Raw genomic sequence first — 15,412 nt, 5'->3', positions numbered from 1 at the left:
TATTTTGACAGGGTTGTAAAGCAATGCCATTTAGTCGCTAAGTTATAAGTCGCTGAGAAATTTCTTCTTCACTTATATGTATGAAATTTATAGAAAGTTGCATTAGGCTGAGACTACGGTGGCGGGTTTGCGGTAATTTTTCGCCTTAGGAAAGGGTAATAATATCAACAATAATAGGAATAATGATGAGTCTAAAACACTTTTGTTACGTCTGTACCTTGCTGGCACTTTCATTTACAGCCGGTGCAACACAGTTGCTCAGGCAACCAACGCTTCATGATGACACGCTTGTCTTCACTTATGCCAATGATTTATGGAAGACCACTCTGAAGGGGGGGCCGGTACATCGTCTCACCAGTTATCAGGGCAGTGAGGATTCTCCCGTTATTTCTCCGGATGGTAAGTATGTTGCTTTTAGCGGCGAATACAATGGTAATAAAGATGTCTATCTGGTCAGTATTAACGGCGGCGATGTTCGCCGCCTGACATTTCACCCCGGTAATGATGAGGCGGTGGGATGGACACCTGATGGTAAACAGGTGCTGTTTCGCTCACCCAGATACTCGGCACCACGCAACTGGCCAAGGCTTTTCACTGTCAGTATTGATGGTGGCAACCCGCAGATGTTGCCAATGCAAAGGGCCTTTGACGGGGACTACAATGCCAGTGGTGAACAAGTTGTTTTTCGTCGAGCCGGATTCTGGGACCGAGGGTGGCGCAATTACCGCGGCGGGCAAAACCAGGCCCTGCGTATCATTAATCTGGATGACCTGAAAGAATACGATTTGCCTTTTAATAATGACTTCGAGGTGGATCCGCTGTGGTCGTCAAACGGTGATATTTACTTTTTATCTAATCGTTCGAAAGTGACCAATGTTTTTAAGTTCTCCCCGCAGAATAAGCAGGTTCAGCAGGTTACCCGCCACGATGACTACGATGTAATGGGCTTCACCGTTGACGGTGATAATCTGGTGTACGAGTACCTTGGCGATCTGTACATTCAGCGCGATGGCGGTGCGCCGGTGAAACTTAATATTGACGTCAGCGGAGATTTTTTCTGGGCCAGGGAGGGATATGTAAATGCCCATGAGCATATTACAGCCTTTAATTTCTCCCCTCGTGGTAAACGGGCGGTATTCAGTGCCAGAGGTGATATCTTTACTGTTCCGGTAGAGCATGGTTCGCCGCGGGCGTTAAGCAACAGCTCCGGCAGCAGAGAGCATGCACCTGCCTGGTCTGATGATGGCCAGTTTATCGCGTGGTTTACTGATGAATCCGGCGAGTATGAGCTTCAAATCAGTGATCAGTTCGGCAAGCATCAGACAACGATTTCTCTGGCCGGTAAAGGGTTCTACCAGGATTTACACTGGTCGCCGGATTCGAAACGCTTGTTGTTTACTGATTCCTCACAACAACTCTGGGTGGCTAACCGGGAAAACCAGACCACCAAAATTATTGATACCAATCCCAGAGTGCATCCGGAACCCGACATGATGCCAAGCTGGTCACCGGACAGTCGTTATATTTTGTATACAAAACAGAATGTTAATATGTTCCGCGAGTTACATCTTTACTCAGTAGAGAAACGCAAGAGCATGCAGCTTACCCATGGGATGGCAGAAACGCGCTGGCCGGTATGGGATGCCTCCGGCGAGTACATATATTTCTTTGCCAGTGTTGATTACGGTCCTAAGGCTTCCTGGCTGGATATGTCGAGTATCAGCTTTACGCCTGACTATCATCTGTATGCAGCAGCGGTTAACGATGATAGCAAGCCGCTTTTGCCCCTTCGCTCTGATGAAGAAGAGGTTGCTACAGACAACTCCAGCGAAGAGGAAGAAAAAGAACCAGCGGATGACAGTGCTCAGCAGGAAATTGCCAATATTGAGTTTGACCTGGCCGGATTTAACCGTCGTATCCAGCCTGTTACGGCCGAAGCAGGGCATTTCAGTCACCTTGCCAGCGGTAAAGATGGCAAGCTGTTTTTTATCAGTAACTACAAGGACGCCAAAGGAGAAAAAGCTTCTGATCTGATGAGTTTCGACCCCAAGTCACGGAAGGTGAAAAAACTGGCAGATAAGATCGATGACTTTCGGGTGTCTGTCGATGGTAAGTCGCTACTGGTGAAAAGCAAGTCCAGTTATCGCGTGATTGACGCTGCCAAAGGTTCTTCAAAAAAGGATAAGACGCTCAAGGTGGAACTTAAAAAAAGGGTTAACTTTCAGCAGGAGTGGCAGCAAATCTTTCGCGAAGCCTGGCGTTATCAGAGAGATTACCTGTATGTAGATAATTTTCATGGAGCGGACTGGGATGCAGTATACGATACTTATAAACCGCTGGTGGAATCGGTCAGACATCCGGTGGATATGACGTATTTGCTGGATACTCTGGGCGGTGAAGTATCAATCGGCCATTCTTACACTTCTGTTGGCGACAAACCGGACGTGGCAAAAACTCAGGTAGGTTTGCTGGGTGTTGATATGGTGATGGACGAGGAAGGAGTAAGACTTGCCCATATTTATACCGGGGAATCATTCTTTGCCAATGACAATGTCAAAGCGCCGCTGGGTAAAGTCGCTCATCTTATCGATGACAATAGTTATCTGCTTGCCGTGAATGGAGAACCTGTTGATCCGGACCGCAATATATACTCTTATTTTGAAGGTACATTGTCCCAGGTAACCACAGTCACGATAGGTCATCCCGATTCATCTGATACCCGGACAGACTATGAGGTTAAGCCGATTAAGGACGATAATGCTTTGCGTAAGAATCACTGGGTAGAGCAAAATCGTCAATATGTGGAGCAACAGTCGAAGGGCAAGCTTGCTTATGTCTGGGTGCCGAACACCGGCGAAGAAGGTTATAACTCATTTAATCGCTACTTTTATGCGCAGGCGGATAAGCCTGGTGTGATCATTGACGAGCGTTTTAATCATGGTGGTTTTATTGCTGATCACATTATTGATGCTCTGCGCCGTGAGCTGAATGGCTTCTTTAATAATCCGTTTTCACCGGATGAACCATTGAGTAGTCCCGGTCTCGGAATCTGGGGGAGCAAGGTCATGCTGATTAATGAAGTATCCGGCTCCGGTGGCGATATGTTGCCTTACATGTTTCGTTATTACGGCCTGGGCAAGCTGGTGGGTAAACGCACCTGGGGTGGTCTGGTTGGTATCTGGGGGGTGCCTGCCTTTGTGGATGGAGGAAGAATGACTGCACCGCGTTCAGGTTTCTACGACATGGAAGGCAACTGGCAGGTTGAGAACGAGGGCGTTGCGCCTGATATTAATGTTGAGCAATGGACCCGTAGTACAGCTCAGGGCCGTGATCCTCAGCTGGACAAAGCAATCGAGGTTGGTCTGGAAGAGCTTGAAACATACCAATCACCGATTAAGTCTCAGCCTGAAGCTCCAGTTCGGGTTCCAGTGCCTGTACAGTAGAACAGGATAGTATGTTTTGTATACCCTCTGCCCGCTTTCCCGGGTGGAGGGTATCAACTTTTTTGCCAAATCAGTCTAATCCTCAGATTCGTTTTTATCCTTTACTCTTTTGCCCTGGTATAGCTTTTCACGATTAGGGCAATCGCTTTTATTTAACTCCCAATTAACAACTTTGTGTCTATGCTTCTGTTTGATTAAAAACAGCGGGTTTGTGCTGTTTTCATCAAACCACAGGCAAAGGGGCAGTTCTTGCCCTGACAGTAACTGCCCAGGTGGCCGGTGAATAACGATGGTAGATTCGCTGAATCATCAGAGTCAATCGTGAATGAAGGAAGCAGAAAATGAATAAACACCCCATGCTACTGCGCTCTGCGCTGGCCACGCTGGTGAGCCTGACTTTTTTGTCCGGACCGGTACTGGCAGAAACGGCGGAGATGACCAAGCCAAAAGGTGCTTCAGGTACCGGCAGTGTTAAGCCCGGTCAGGCCAGATCGAATCAGTTTTGGTGGCCGGAACAACTGGATTTATCGCCACTGAGGGATCATGACGGTCGCTCTAATCCTCTTGGTGCCGACTTTGACTATGCACAGGCGTTCAGCAAACTCGATCTTGAGGCCGCCAAAAAAGACATCGATGCCTTGCTGACTACCTCTCAGGATTGGTGGCCTGCTGATTTTGGTAACTATGGTCCGTTTTTTATCCGTATGACCTGGCACAGCGCCGGTACTTACCGGACTCTGGATGGCCGTGGCGGCGCTGGTGGCGGGCAGCAGCGCTTCGACCCGCTCAACAGCTGGCCCGATAACGCCAGTCTGGATAAAGCCAGACGCTTACTCTGGCCGGTTAAGCAAAAGTATGGTGAAGCATTGTCCTGGGCGGACCTGATAGTACTGGCCGGTAATGTGGCACTGGAAAACATGGGCTTTGATACTTATGGTTTCGCCGGTGGCCGAGCCGATGACTGGGAACCGGATATTGTCTACTGGGGCCCGGAAGTGGAAATGCTGGCCAGTGACCGTGAAGACCGTGAAGGCAAGCTACAGCGCCCGTTAGGTGCTACGCATATGGGGCTGATTTATGTGAATCCCGAAGGTCCCAAAGGTAAGCCTGATCCAATGGGTTCTGCTAAGAACATCAGAGTGGCCTTTTCACGTATGGCCATGAACGATGAAGAAACGGTGGCATTGATTGCTGGTGGTCACACCTTTGGTAAAATGCACGGTGCCCACAAGCCTTCTGATTGTCTGGGAAAAGAGCCCGGTGGGGCAGGCATTGAAGAGCAGGGCCTGGGCTGGAAGAATAAATGTGGCAAGGGACATTCTGAAGATACCATCACCAGTGGGCTTGAGGGGGCCTGGACGCAGCAGCCCACCCGTTGGACCTCCTTGTATTTAAGTAACCTGCTCGGCTTTGAATGGAAGCAAACTCGCAGCCCGGCCGGGGCCATTCAGTGGATCCCTACTGATGAGTCACTGCATAAAGCGGTACCGGATGCGCATATTGAAGGCAAGTTTAATCCACCGGTAATGACCACCGCCGATCTGGCACTTAAGGCCGACCCCGCGTATCGCAAGATTGCCGAGCGCTTTCTGGCCGATCCAAAGGTGTATCAACAGGCATTCGCTAAAGCCTGGTATAAGCTGACGCACCGGGATATGGGCCCGCCACGTAATTTCCTGGGCAGTGAAGTGCCTGATGAAATTCATATCTGGCAGGATCCGATTGCCGCTGACAGTCAGTCGACGATTAATCAGGCGGATGTGGCAAGGCTGAAGCAGCGTATCCTCGATACCGATCTGAGTGTGCCTGAGCTGGTGCGGGTGGCCTGGGCTTCAGCGGCCAGTTACCGTGATTCAGATATGCGCGGTGGTGCTAATGGTGGCCGCCTGGCATTGTCGCCACAAAAAGACTGGGAAGTGAACAATCCCGATGAAGTGGCCAAAGTGGTTGAGGAGCTTAAAGCGATTCAGCAGGATGCTAACAACGGCTTCCTGAAGCCCAGAAAGGTCTCGCTGGCGGATATGATTGTACTCGGTGGTGCCGTTGCCATTGAACAAGCCGCTAAAAACGCTGGTTTTGAGGTGGATGTACCCTTCAAGCCTGGTCGCGGGGATGCCACACAGGCGCAAACCGATACCAATTCCTTTGGTTTTCTGGAACTGACTGCCGATGGTTTCCGTAACTATTATGATGCCGGCAGAAGCTATGAGTCGCCTACCGTGACACTGGTAGACAAAGCTGATCAGCTGAACCTTTCCGTACCTGAGATGACAGTACTGGTCGGCGGTATGCGCGTGCTGGATGCCAATTACAAGGGCATGGATCATGGTGTATTCACAGACCGGCCCGGTGCGCTCAGCAATGACTTTTTTGTGAACCTGCTGGATATGGGCACATTATGGAAGAAAACTGACACGGATGGCATATATCAGGGCATGGATCGTCAGTCAGGTGAACCTAAGTGGACCGCAACACCGGTGGATCTTATCTTTGGCTCTAACTCAGAGCTGCGGGCGGTAGCCGAAGTCTATGCATACGACACCTCGAAAGAGAAGTTTGTACAGGACTTTGTCAAAGCCTGGAGCAAGGTGATGAATCTGGATCGCTAGGTAGCATCCGGCTAAAAAGGGCGGCAGCACTGGTTCAGGCTGCCGCTTTTTTTATGTCTTGTGCAAAGTACTCGGTTATTAAAAGCGGTGAAAAGCCTGCTTGATCTTGCTAGAGTGTGGTCAGACCTCTTTTCGCCGGGCACAACATGAACAGCACCAATAACACTGTATTACTGGAAAAGCAGGGCGATATTGCCACCGTGACCTTAAACCGCCCTGATAAGCACAATGGTCTGAATGAAGCCATGTTCTATGGCTTGCTGGATGCCGCTAAAGCCATCAAAAAAGACCGCAGTATTCGCTGTGTGATCTTAAAAGGGGCTGGCGAGTCATTTTGTGCCGGGCTGGACTTTGCCTCGGTGGCGAAGAACCCCTCTATGGCGGTGAAGTTCTTCCTTAAACTGCCCTGGTCAAAAGATAACCGCTTTCAGCGCATTGCCCATATCTGGCGGGATTTACCCATGCCGGTAATCGCGGCGGTACACGGCAACTGTTTTGGCGGCGGTATGCAGATTATCCTGGGGTGTGATTATCGAATCGCCACACCGGATGCCCGGCTGGCCATTATGGAAGGCAAATGGGGCCTGATCCCCGATATGAGTGGTACCGTCACGCTGTCGCGCCTGACCCGGGTGGATATTGCCCAGGAGCTGACCATGACCGGGCGGATATTTAGCGCAGAGCAGGGAGCGGAATATGGCCTTATCAGTAGAATCAGCGACGAACCGCTTCAATCTGCACAAGAGCTGGCGCAAACCTTATGTGAAAAAAGTCCCGATGCGGTGGCCGCTGCCAAGGCCCTGTTTAAAAAGACCTGGAAGAGAGACACCCGTAGCGCACTGCTGTGGGAGCGGCTTATCCAGCTGCGCATTCTGGGGCGCAAAAATCAGCGTATTGCCATGCAAAACGGTCTGGCAAAAGATCAGGCGCCAAAGCCGTTTAAGGACAGAACGACCTTTTAGTTTTACCGGGTTCGTTGCCGTTGGGTAATGAAGGTTCTGGCCAGCTCGGTAGAGACACTGCCAAAGTCCCAGAACGTATCCGTATTGGTATTAATATTTACCGCCACAGCCATATTGTACTCTGGAATCACCATCAGCCAGCTTTGTGAACCACGAGAAACGCCGCCGTGATTGGCGGTTAACAGTTCAGCAATACCCTCGCCATAGTCGTGCCGGGGCACGCGCCAGCCAATGGCATAATGTTGTTCGTTAGGCTTGTCATTATTTAGTGTTTGTACAGTCCAGAACTGCTGGCGAACAGGTGGCCGGATAAATTCATTATTGATAAACCCCAGTCCCAGCTTAACCAAATCAGAAGGTGTTGAGATAAAACCTCCACCGGCCAGCCGATGGCTCAGATCCACGTCCCGCCAGGGCCGGACAACGGGGTGCGACTCATCCTCGCGCCAGTAAAAACGGGCCATACTTTCTGAGGCCGTACCCATAGGAGGCTCCGGATGTGTGTGCTGCATATCCAGGGGTGCAAGAACCTCCGTTTGCATCAGCTGTTGGTAGGGGACCTGAGCGGCTTGCTGCATCACGGCGCTCAGTAAAACCGTTCCCAGGCTGGAATAGCTGAAGTCTTCACCGGGCGCAAAGAGCATGTCGCTGTCATCAAACAGCCGCACTGCATCCAGCACATCCTCATACCGGGTGTTAATGGTCATAAACCGGTACAGGCCAGTCCATTCAGTATTGTCGCCATAATGGGGAATACCCGCCATATGGGAAGCCAGCTGCCTGGGCGTGATAACATCCCATGCCGGATTTAACGCCGACACGTCGAAACGGGATAAGGGTGTGTCTAAATTCAGGGTATTTTTCTGCACCAGGCGAGCCAGTAAAGTCGAGGTAAGTGCTTTTGACGTACTGCCTATCCGAAACTGAGTTTGTGCATTGACGGGCTTGTTGGCCTTAATATCAGCCCAGCCTGAACCTCCGCGCCAGACCAGTTTACCGTCGATGGCCACTGCCGCTGAAATGCCGGGGCTGTTAATTTTCTGGCGATGTGACTCGAGTATTTCAATCATTGTCTTCCCGGCTTGTGTATAGCGGTCATCCTTTACCTCAGAAAAACCGGGGCTGTCAGTGGGGATGGTCAGATAGCCCCAGGGGAGCATAGGGACTTTGCCGCGGTGGGCATAAAACTGATAAACCGGGGCCAGCATAATATAGCCGGCGATGAGAATAAAAATAACGGTGAATAAGGTAAGTTTGCGCATCTTGTGCTCCTGAACCTAATATGGGCGATGGTTCAGAAGGCTAGAGCAGCAGGCGGCTAACGTCTTATTGATACTGAAAATTGCTGATCACTTTTGAAATCGATCACGATATTCGCTCGGCGTCATGCCCATTTGTTGTCTGAACGCCCGGTTAAAAGGGGCGATGGAATTAAAACCGGCTTCCAGCGCAATGGTGAGGATCGGATCTCTGGCACGATTCGGATCTGACAGCGCTTCACATACGTCGGGTATGCGATAGCTATTGATAAATTGAGTAAAGTTATCAAAACCCATCTGCGTATTGATCATCTGGCGCAATTGATGGGCCGGAACCTTCAGCTCACGAGCCAGTTGATTAACGGTTAACCCATTTTGTTGATAAAAGCCCTCCTTCATGAGTTTGGTAAGCACTGCAATCAGGGGATGCGGTTCAGGCTCTGTGTTTTCTCTGGGAAGTGGGGATGACGATTCGGCTGATGGGCGTCCAGCCATAAGGTTATATTCCCTGCTAAAATAAAGGCTTACCAGTAATGCCGCGGTCGCATTGCTGAGGCTGAATAGCCAATGATCCTTGAGACTGGTCTGAGCAAGCTCAACCAGCGTTAATAAGGCCATGTAAAAGCTGATGGTGGTGATCATTATCCGTCGCAACCGCCGGCGTTTTTCGACCAGGTCATCCTCAAAACTTTTTATTGCATCGATCAGGATATACACCAATATCGATAAACACAGAGTGTGATGAATATCGTGGTAGAGGCCACGTCCCGCCTTAAACAGAAAGAAATAGCTTATCCAAAATAACCAGATGCCGCCTGTTACCAGTACCCAACGGGGCAGGGCAGACAGCATGATTTTGTCTTTGGTATGCAGCCAGTAAAGATTCAGTAATGCCAGGGAAGTGAGATCAGTGAGCAATAACAGTGGCGGGCGCAGCCAGCCATAGTGGTGATTGGCAATTGGCGCGGTGAGCAGCAGATAGGCGACGCAGCAGACCGCCAGCGCGGCATAACTCCAGGTGATCTTTGACACTGCACGATAAAAGCTATTCAGCAGCAAACTGAACAAAACACCGACTGCGGCGAAGCGGCAGAATAAGTCCACAATCTGCATAGGGGCCAGCAGTATAGGGTTTTCCATAGGGGGTAAAGTCAGGTCATTCTGAAGGAAATCGATACTACAAGCAGCATGAAATTTAGTAAACCTTTGCTCAGCCGTTACGCCATGTGAGAAAAGGCCAGAACTACGTGCATTGATCCCACAGATAATAAAAATTGAACCGTCCTATACTGTACAGACTGGCTTTTCAGGGATTTAAGTGTTTTGGACAGGATCTATATAACGGCGGATGACAGGGAGCAGCCCAGTGGTATTCCAGCGTTTCTGGCATCAATACCTGATGTCGCAGTGGAGATCAGGCATCTTCACTGTGGTGACTACCTGCTGGATAACTGGTTGCTGGTGGAGCGAAAGCGGCTTGATGACTTATTGGTTTCGATTATCGATGGACGCTTGTTTAGTCAGGCAAGCCGACTCTGCCAGTCTCCGTATAAGCCCTTATTGATCATTGAAGGTACAGCAAAAAGTATCAGCAAAACGGCTTTTGACAGACGTGCCGTCCTCGGAGCCATGGTGAGTTTGACGCTGATCTTCGAGCTTGCTGTCTTGCGCTCCTATTGCACTCAGGAAACTGCAAAGCTGATGCTCTATGCAGTACAGCAAAAACGCACTATTGATAGAGATGAGATCAATCGAGGTGGGTATCGTCCGCGCTCTTGTTACCGGCGTCAGTTATATATATTGCAGGGCTTCCCGGGTATTGGCGTCAAGTTGGCCAGGGCACTGTTAACCAAATTTGGCTCGCTGGCCGCCATTTTTGCCGCCAGCGAAGCTCAGTTAATTGAGGTTGAAGGGATTGGTGCCGCCAAAGCTCTGGCCATCAGGCTTTTGTTGGACAAGCACTACCCTGCACTGAAAAGCAAAGCGGCTAATTCCGGATACCATAACTAACAGCGGAAATATCACTGTGGTCGGTGTTAATATTCACCTTTTCGTTTAATACAATCCTGCAATAATAGGATTATATTGTCTTATGTTTAGATTTTGTATATATTCCTACTTAGTTAGGATTATATGAGCGGGGAATCCCTTCTCTTTTAAAATCCTCTTATTGTAGGATTTATTATGGCCAAAAAAGTCACTATAGCAAAAAAGCCGGACTTATCTCAGCCCGCAGATATGCGGATTTTGGGGCAGTTTATTCGTCACAGAAGAACATCCCTGAATATGACGCTTGAGGATGCGGCCAGTCTGTGTGGGTTATCCAAGCAGGCATATAGCAATGTGGAAAGAGGTGTCAATAATATTCGTGTTGAAACCTTATTCAAGGCGCTGGATGCTTTAGGCGTATTTCTTACCATCCAGGAAACTGAGCAGGGTGAAGATGACTGGATCTAAGTCTCGTCCTCAAATCAGTGTTTATGCCGGGAAAAGGCAGGTGGGCAGCCTGATTTTTGAGCAACCCAAGATTTGTCTGTTTGAATACACCGCTTCCTGGATAGCAGAGGGTTACCCGGTATCCCCACACATGCCGTTTGAAGGTGAGATACCAGCCAATACAGTGGTGAACTTTATCCGCAACCTGTTTCCCGAAGGCAGTGCCTTTGAACTGTTACTGGAAAGCGAGCACCTTTCTAAAAACAACCTCTATGCCATTTTAACCGCCATAGGCCGGGATACTGCCGGTGCGCTCACTTTTGGAACTGGTCAACGGCCACAAACCGCATTGCGGGAAGTGACTGACAGCGAGTTAACCAAACGACTCGATGGGAATACTGATGTTGCATTATGGGATGGCAAGTTCAGGCTCTCTGTGGCCGGTGTGCAGAATAAACTCAATGTTTACGTGGATGCTCATGGAGCATTGTTTTTAGCGGATGGTAAGTATGCAAGTACTCACCTTCTGAAATTTGCCTCACCAGACTACCCTTCGGTTGTGATTAATGAGCTTTATTGTATGACGTTGGCGGGAGCTGTTGGTTTAACTGTACCAAAGGTGTCTGTCAGAAATTTTGGTACTCATAGTGCCTTGCTGGTGCAACGATTTGACAGAAGAGTTACCGGGCAGGGAGTCGATAAGCGCCATATGATCGACGGCTGCCAGGCTCTCGATTTTCCCCCGGAATATAAATATGAACAGAATTTTGGCAGTGGCAGAGATGTTGCGCATATCCGTGACGGGGTTAGTCTGGCCAGATTATTTGCGTTTGCGAAAATCACCTCTGTTCCCGCTGTAACTACCCAGAGTATTATCGACTGGGTGCTGTTTAACCTGATCATTGGTAACAGTGATGCCCATGGTAAAAATATCAGCTTCTTTGTAACAGCCAGTGGGGGACTGAGCATCACCCCATTTTATGATCTGGTGTCTGTAGTGTTTGAGGCCTCTCAACAGCCAAAGCTTGACACCGGGCTGGCCATGGCTATTGGCGATAATTTTGATATCAATAAGACAACAGCTTACGACTTATTGAGCATGGCAGAGGATGCGCAGATCAAATTCAGTCTGCTGAAGCGACGGCTTGATAGCCTTGCCCTCAGATGCCGTAATCAGGCACGCCGATTAGATATGTCCGGGCATCAATTAAGCAAGGAGCAAAACGCTCAGGTAGAAGCACTGAGCCAGCTGGTAGTGCAGCGTTGTGATTACCTGCTGGAGCAAAGTCGGCAATTTGCGCTGGTGCGCAGAGCGGCTTTTGATTAAGTTCTTCGTCACTACAACGAATTAGCATGCTCATACAACCGGTCAATTAAGTGGCTGAACTGGTCTTGCTCTGTTTCGCTGAAACATTCCAGCAGTGCCCGCTCGTACTGATAGGACAGCGGCACAATTTCTTCATACACGGCATTACCCGTATCTGACAGCCGGATCATTGAGCGGCGGCGGTCATCTTCTGCCATATCCCTGTCAATCAGCTTGCGTTTTAACAGTTTGCTGACCGAGCGACTGATAAGGGATTTCTCGATCTGGGTTCTGGCGGAGATTTCATCGGCAGAGATATCCGGGAACTCTCCCAATACCGCCATAATCCGCCACTCGGTAATAGAAATGGCAAACTTATCTTTATAAGTATCGGCGATAATACTGCTGATTTTGTTTGACAGAATTGACAAACGGTAAGGAAAAAAGCGCTCCAGTCTTAACACCAGTTTGTCTTGTTTATTTGCCATATGTTGTCCTCTTATGTTTCCACCTCATCATCGCCGCTATGGGCCGGTTTGACAATAGTTGTATGTGCAACTAAATTGGCTGCCATCAGAACGAATAGTAGCATGCGCGTCAGATCACAGAGATCAACGCCACTGCACATAAAATAATACCCAGTAGCAGGAGAAAGAACATGGCTGATTTATTTGAAAATCCAATGGGTTTGGACGGGTTTGAATTTGTAGAATTTACTGCCCCGGAAAAAGGTCTGCTGGAGACGGTGTTTTCATCCATGGGCTTCACCAGGGTCGCTGTACATAAATCTAAAGATGTTGAACTGTGGCGTCAGGGTGATATTAATTTTATTACCAATTATGAACCCAAAAGCTATGCCTCTTATTATGCTGAGGAGCATGGCCCTTCAGCTTGTGGTATGGCTTTCAGGGTTAAGAACTCTCAGTTTGCATACAGTGAAGCCATCAAAAATGGTGCCCAGCCCGTTGAAATCCCTACCGGGCCAATGGAGCTGCGCCTGCCTGCCATTAAAGGCATTGGCGGTGCAAACCTTTATCTGATTGACCGCTATAAAGAAGGCGAAACCATATACGACATCGACTTTGACTGGATAGAAGGTGTGGATCGTCATCCCGAAGGGTGTGGTTTCCATACCCTGGATCACCTGACTCACAATGTGTATCGGGGCCGTATGGACTATTGGGCCAATTATTACACCAAGCTGTTTAACTTCCGCGAAATTCGCTATTTCGATATCAAAGGCGAGTATACCGGCCTGCTGTCTAAAGCCATGACCGCACCGGATGGCAAAATCCGTATTCCTCTGAATGAAGAGGCTGCCGGTGGCGGTGGTCAGATTGAAGAGTTTCTGATGCAATATAACGGCGAAGGGATCCAGCACATTGCCTTTGCCTGCGATGACTTACTGGCCTGTTGGGATCGTCTCAAGGCCCAGGGCACTAAGTTTATGACAGCGCCGCCGGAAACCTATTACGAAATGCTGGAAGAGCGTTTACCCGGGCACGGTGAGCCTGTTGACGAGATCAAGTCCCGGGGCATTCTGCTCGACGGCACCACCGAGGGTGGACAGCCGCGTCTGCTGTTGCAAATTTTCTCCGAGACGATGCTTGGGCCGGTATTCTTTGAGTTTATTCAGCGCAAGGAAGACGAGGGCTTTGGCGAGGGTAACTTTAAGGCTCTGTTTGAGTCTATTGAACGTGACCAGGTGAATCGTGGCGTGGTTAAGAAAAAAGGGGAGGTGGCATAATGGCGATTAAACGCATTCATCATGTGGCTTATCGCTGCAAGGATGCTAAGGAGACGGTAGCCTTTTACCGGGATCTGTTGGGGATGGATTTCCAACTGGCCATTGCTGAAAACGAAGTGCCTTCTACCAAAGAGCCTGATCCTTACATGCATGTTTTCCTGGATGCAGGTATGGGCAATGTGCTGGCGTTTTTCGAGATCCCCAATTCACCGGAAATGGGGCGGGATGAGAATACGCCGGCATGGGTGCAGCATATTGCTTTTGAAGTAGAAAGCATGGATGAGTTGTTAGCCTCCAAAGAAAAGCTTGAAGCCAACGGGGTTAAAGTATTGGGTCCCACAGACCATACTATTTTTAAGTCTATCTATTTCTTCGACCCTAACGGCCATCGTATCGAACTTGCGGCGAATACCGCTAAGCCGGGAATGTTGGGTGAGCTGAAAAGGGTAGCGCCGGATATGCTGGATGAATGGGCGCGCACCAAAAAAGCGCCTAAGCATGCTGACTGGCTACATAGCGGCGGTGATTTTAAAGGTGCCGGAGAGTAATAAACGGGGCAGTAAAGATCAGTAAGATGTATTTAAGCCGGCTGTAAATCAGCCGGCTTTTTATTTTCTCTTGCCTGGATTACACTGGCCATGAAAAACATGGGGTTTGGCATGAGGGAAATCTTTGTTAAGGTGCCAGATAAATCTGAGCCATTGATGTCTTTTTTTACCGACCGCTATATTCGCAAGAGTGTGTGGATAGTTTTGGCTGGCCTGATATTCGCTGCGACGGTGCTGAACTATGTAGTTCTGGAGTTATACGCGTTCAATCGCGAGAAACATGCGGTACCTGAACCACCGATATTAAATCTTCTCGATACTTCTTTTCATACTCGTGCCAATGTGCAGCAGGCCGATGAGATCGTTGATTACTATTTTACCAGATGGCTCATGAAAAAAGAGCTATTGGAAAGATATCAACAACATGACTGGCACTACTCTGAGGCAACCTTTTTCCCTGGTGATTCTTTTTATTCATTTTCCACAGATATTACACCTGCCTTTAAATACCTTGATATGACCATTTCACAATGGCATCAGAATGTTGAGCTGGGCAACTTTGACTTAATGCGGCCTTTGGCATTTCTGTACGCGGAAATGAACTGGTGGCCAGAGCATGTTGAGTTACACCAGGATTTTTATGCGGTAACCGGTTATACAAATGGTGCATACAGAGTAATGGCGCAATCACCGGCGGTTGGACATGCAGAAAGATTGATGTTCGGAACCTTAATGAACCCTGGGGATGCAGAGGAGCCTATTGATCACTCTAATCCTGCAATTGATATGCTTGATAAAGAAGCTATTGCTATGCATCTTAACAAAATCACACCAGATGGACGTTTAGCGCAGCTTTACCTTGCGTTTATTGAAGAGCAAAAACGGCGTCGGCAAGAATACAGAGGTAGGTTGCATTTCAATGATATGAGTAATCAAACGTATCAGCGTATGCAGCGCTGGCAAGGTTACCTTAGTCAGTTTGAATGATTTTCATACTGCTGAGTTTTGTATCACACACAGAGCGCAGGAGATAGATACTCTGTCAGCATCTGTTTTAATTTGGCAACGTAACGTATTATATTTGTAAGCGCTTTCAAGTTGT

General features: G+C 48.9%; 12 protein-coding genes. 9 read left to right on the top strand and 3 right to left on the bottom strand.

The window, feature by feature from the left end; translation table 11 throughout:
- Positions 1–185 precede the first annotated feature (185 nt).
- The 3 genes from CDA54_RS11915 (at position 186) to CDA54_RS11905 (ending at position 7,014) form a co-directional block, all read left to right on the top strand.
- Positions 186–3,443, top strand: coding sequence for a S41 family peptidase (locus CDA54_RS11915; protein ID WP_180237202.1), 3,258 nt, complete (start codon positions 186–188; stop codon positions 3,441–3,443).
- Between the two features lie 341 nt (positions 3,444–3,784).
- Positions 3,785–6,052 carry a catalase/peroxidase HPI gene (katG, locus tag CDA54_RS11910; RefSeq protein ID WP_099035243.1) on the top strand — a complete coding sequence of 756 codons (2,268 nt, stop codon included), beginning with the start codon at positions 3,785–3,787 and terminating at the stop codon, positions 6,050–6,052.
- Between the two features lie 146 nt (positions 6,053–6,198).
- A complete protein-coding gene (locus CDA54_RS11905) occupies positions 6,199–7,014 on the top strand; it encodes a crotonase/enoyl-CoA hydratase family protein (protein ID WP_099035242.1) in 816 nt (271 codons plus the stop codon).
- Positions 7,015–7,016: 2 nt separating this feature from the next.
- On the opposite strand, the gene CDA54_RS11900 is transcribed toward CDA54_RS11905, so the two are convergent.
- Both CDA54_RS11900 and CDA54_RS11895 read right to left on the bottom strand, forming a co-directional pair.
- Complete coding sequence (locus tag CDA54_RS11900; RefSeq protein ID WP_099035241.1) at positions 7,017–8,276, bottom strand: serine hydrolase domain-containing protein; 1,260 nt, start codon at positions 8,274–8,276, stop codon at positions 7,017–7,019.
- Positions 8,277–8,363: 87 nt separating this feature from the next.
- A complete protein-coding gene (locus CDA54_RS11895) occupies positions 8,364–9,413 on the bottom strand; it encodes a helix-turn-helix domain-containing protein (RefSeq protein ID WP_099035240.1) in 1,050 nt (349 codons plus the stop codon).
- Positions 9,414–9,596: 183 nt separating this feature from the next.
- On the opposite strand from CDA54_RS11895, the gene CDA54_RS11890 reads away from it, so the two are divergent.
- The 3 genes from CDA54_RS11890 (at position 9,597) to CDA54_RS11880 (ending at position 12,036) form a co-directional block, all read left to right on the top strand.
- Complete coding sequence (locus CDA54_RS11890; RefSeq protein ID WP_099035239.1) at positions 9,597–10,283, top strand: ERCC4 domain-containing protein; 687 nt, start codon at positions 9,597–9,599, stop codon at positions 10,281–10,283.
- 174 nt (positions 10,284–10,457) lie between these two features.
- On the top strand, positions 10,458–10,730 hold the full coding sequence (locus CDA54_RS11885) for a helix-turn-helix domain-containing protein (protein ID WP_099035238.1): 273 nt from the start codon (positions 10,458–10,460) through the stop codon (positions 10,728–10,730).
- On the top strand, positions 10,717–12,036 hold the full coding sequence (locus tag CDA54_RS11880; RefSeq protein WP_099035237.1) for a HipA domain-containing protein: 1,320 nt from the start codon (positions 10,717–10,719) through the stop codon (positions 12,034–12,036). The genes CDA54_RS11885 and CDA54_RS11880 overlap by 14 nt, the downstream gene beginning before the upstream one ends.
- Before the next feature lie 11 nt (positions 12,037–12,047).
- On the opposite strand, the gene CDA54_RS11875 is transcribed toward CDA54_RS11880, so the two are convergent.
- Positions 12,048–12,503, bottom strand: a complete 456-nt coding sequence (locus CDA54_RS11875; RefSeq protein WP_099035236.1) for a MarR family winged helix-turn-helix transcriptional regulator — start codon at positions 12,501–12,503, stop codon at positions 12,048–12,050.
- A 170-nt stretch (positions 12,504–12,673) separates the two neighbouring features.
- Between CDA54_RS11875 and hppD the strand changes: the two genes are divergently transcribed.
- The 3 genes from hppD to CDA54_RS11860 all read left to right on the top strand — a co-directional run bounded on the left by hppD (position 12,674) and on the right by CDA54_RS11860 (position 15,297).
- A complete protein-coding gene (hppD, locus tag CDA54_RS11870) occupies positions 12,674–13,762 on the top strand; it encodes a 4-hydroxyphenylpyruvate dioxygenase (RefSeq protein ID WP_099035235.1) in 1,089 nt (362 codons plus the stop codon).
- Positions 13,762–14,310: a VOC family protein gene (locus CDA54_RS11865; RefSeq protein WP_099035234.1), complete on the top strand. Its 549-nt coding sequence runs from the start codon at positions 13,762–13,764 to the stop codon at positions 14,308–14,310. Before hppD ends, CDA54_RS11865 begins: the two co-directional genes overlap by 1 nt.
- Before the next feature lie 90 nt (positions 14,311–14,400).
- Complete coding sequence (locus CDA54_RS11860; RefSeq protein WP_099035233.1) at positions 14,401–15,297, top strand: hypothetical protein; 897 nt, start codon at positions 14,401–14,403, stop codon at positions 15,295–15,297.
- Positions 15,298–15,412: the final 115 nt, after the last annotated feature.

The sequence above is a fragment of the Lacimicrobium alkaliphilum genome (assembly GCF_002591895.1).
GTDB classification, from domain to species: domain Bacteria; phylum Pseudomonadota; class Gammaproteobacteria; order Enterobacterales; family Alteromonadaceae; genus Lacimicrobium; species Lacimicrobium alkaliphilum.
The sequence above is the reverse complement of the archived record's forward strand: the minus strand, read 5'-3'. Positions and strand labels throughout refer to the sequence as shown.

Excerpts from the sequence above, each read along its gene's own strand:
- CDA54_RS11875 (WP_099035236.1), bottom strand. The coding sequence starts at position 12,503 with ATGGCAAATAAACAAGACAAACTGGTGTTAAGACTGGAGCGCTTTTTT.
- CDA54_RS11900 (WP_099035241.1), bottom strand. The coding sequence starts at position 8,276 with ATGCGCAAACTTACCTTATTCACCGTTATTTTTATTCTCATCGCCGGC.
- CDA54_RS11865 (WP_099035234.1), top strand. The coding sequence starts at position 13,762 with ATGGCGATTAAACGCATTCATCATGTGGCTTATCGCTGCAAGGATGCT.
- CDA54_RS11895 (WP_099035240.1), bottom strand. The coding sequence starts at position 9,413 with ATGGAAAACCCTATACTGCTGGCCCCTATGCAGATTGTGGACTTATTC.
- katG (WP_099035243.1), top strand. The coding sequence starts at position 3,785 with ATGAATAAACACCCCATGCTACTGCGCTCTGCGCTGGCCACGCTGGTG.
- CDA54_RS11915 (WP_180237202.1), top strand. The coding sequence starts at position 186 with ATGAGTCTAAAACACTTTTGTTACGTCTGTACCTTGCTGGCACTTTCA.
- hppD (WP_099035235.1), top strand. The coding sequence starts at position 12,674 with ATGGCTGATTTATTTGAAAATCCAATGGGTTTGGACGGGTTTGAATTT.
- CDA54_RS11860 (WP_099035233.1), top strand. The coding sequence starts at position 14,401 with ATGAAAAACATGGGGTTTGGCATGAGGGAAATCTTTGTTAAGGTGCCA.
- CDA54_RS11905 (WP_099035242.1), top strand. The coding sequence starts at position 6,199 with ATGAACAGCACCAATAACACTGTATTACTGGAAAAGCAGGGCGATATT.
- CDA54_RS11885 (WP_099035238.1), top strand. The coding sequence starts at position 10,458 with ATGGCCAAAAAAGTCACTATAGCAAAAAAGCCGGACTTATCTCAGCCC.
- CDA54_RS11880 (WP_099035237.1), top strand. The coding sequence starts at position 10,717 with ATGACTGGATCTAAGTCTCGTCCTCAAATCAGTGTTTATGCCGGGAAA.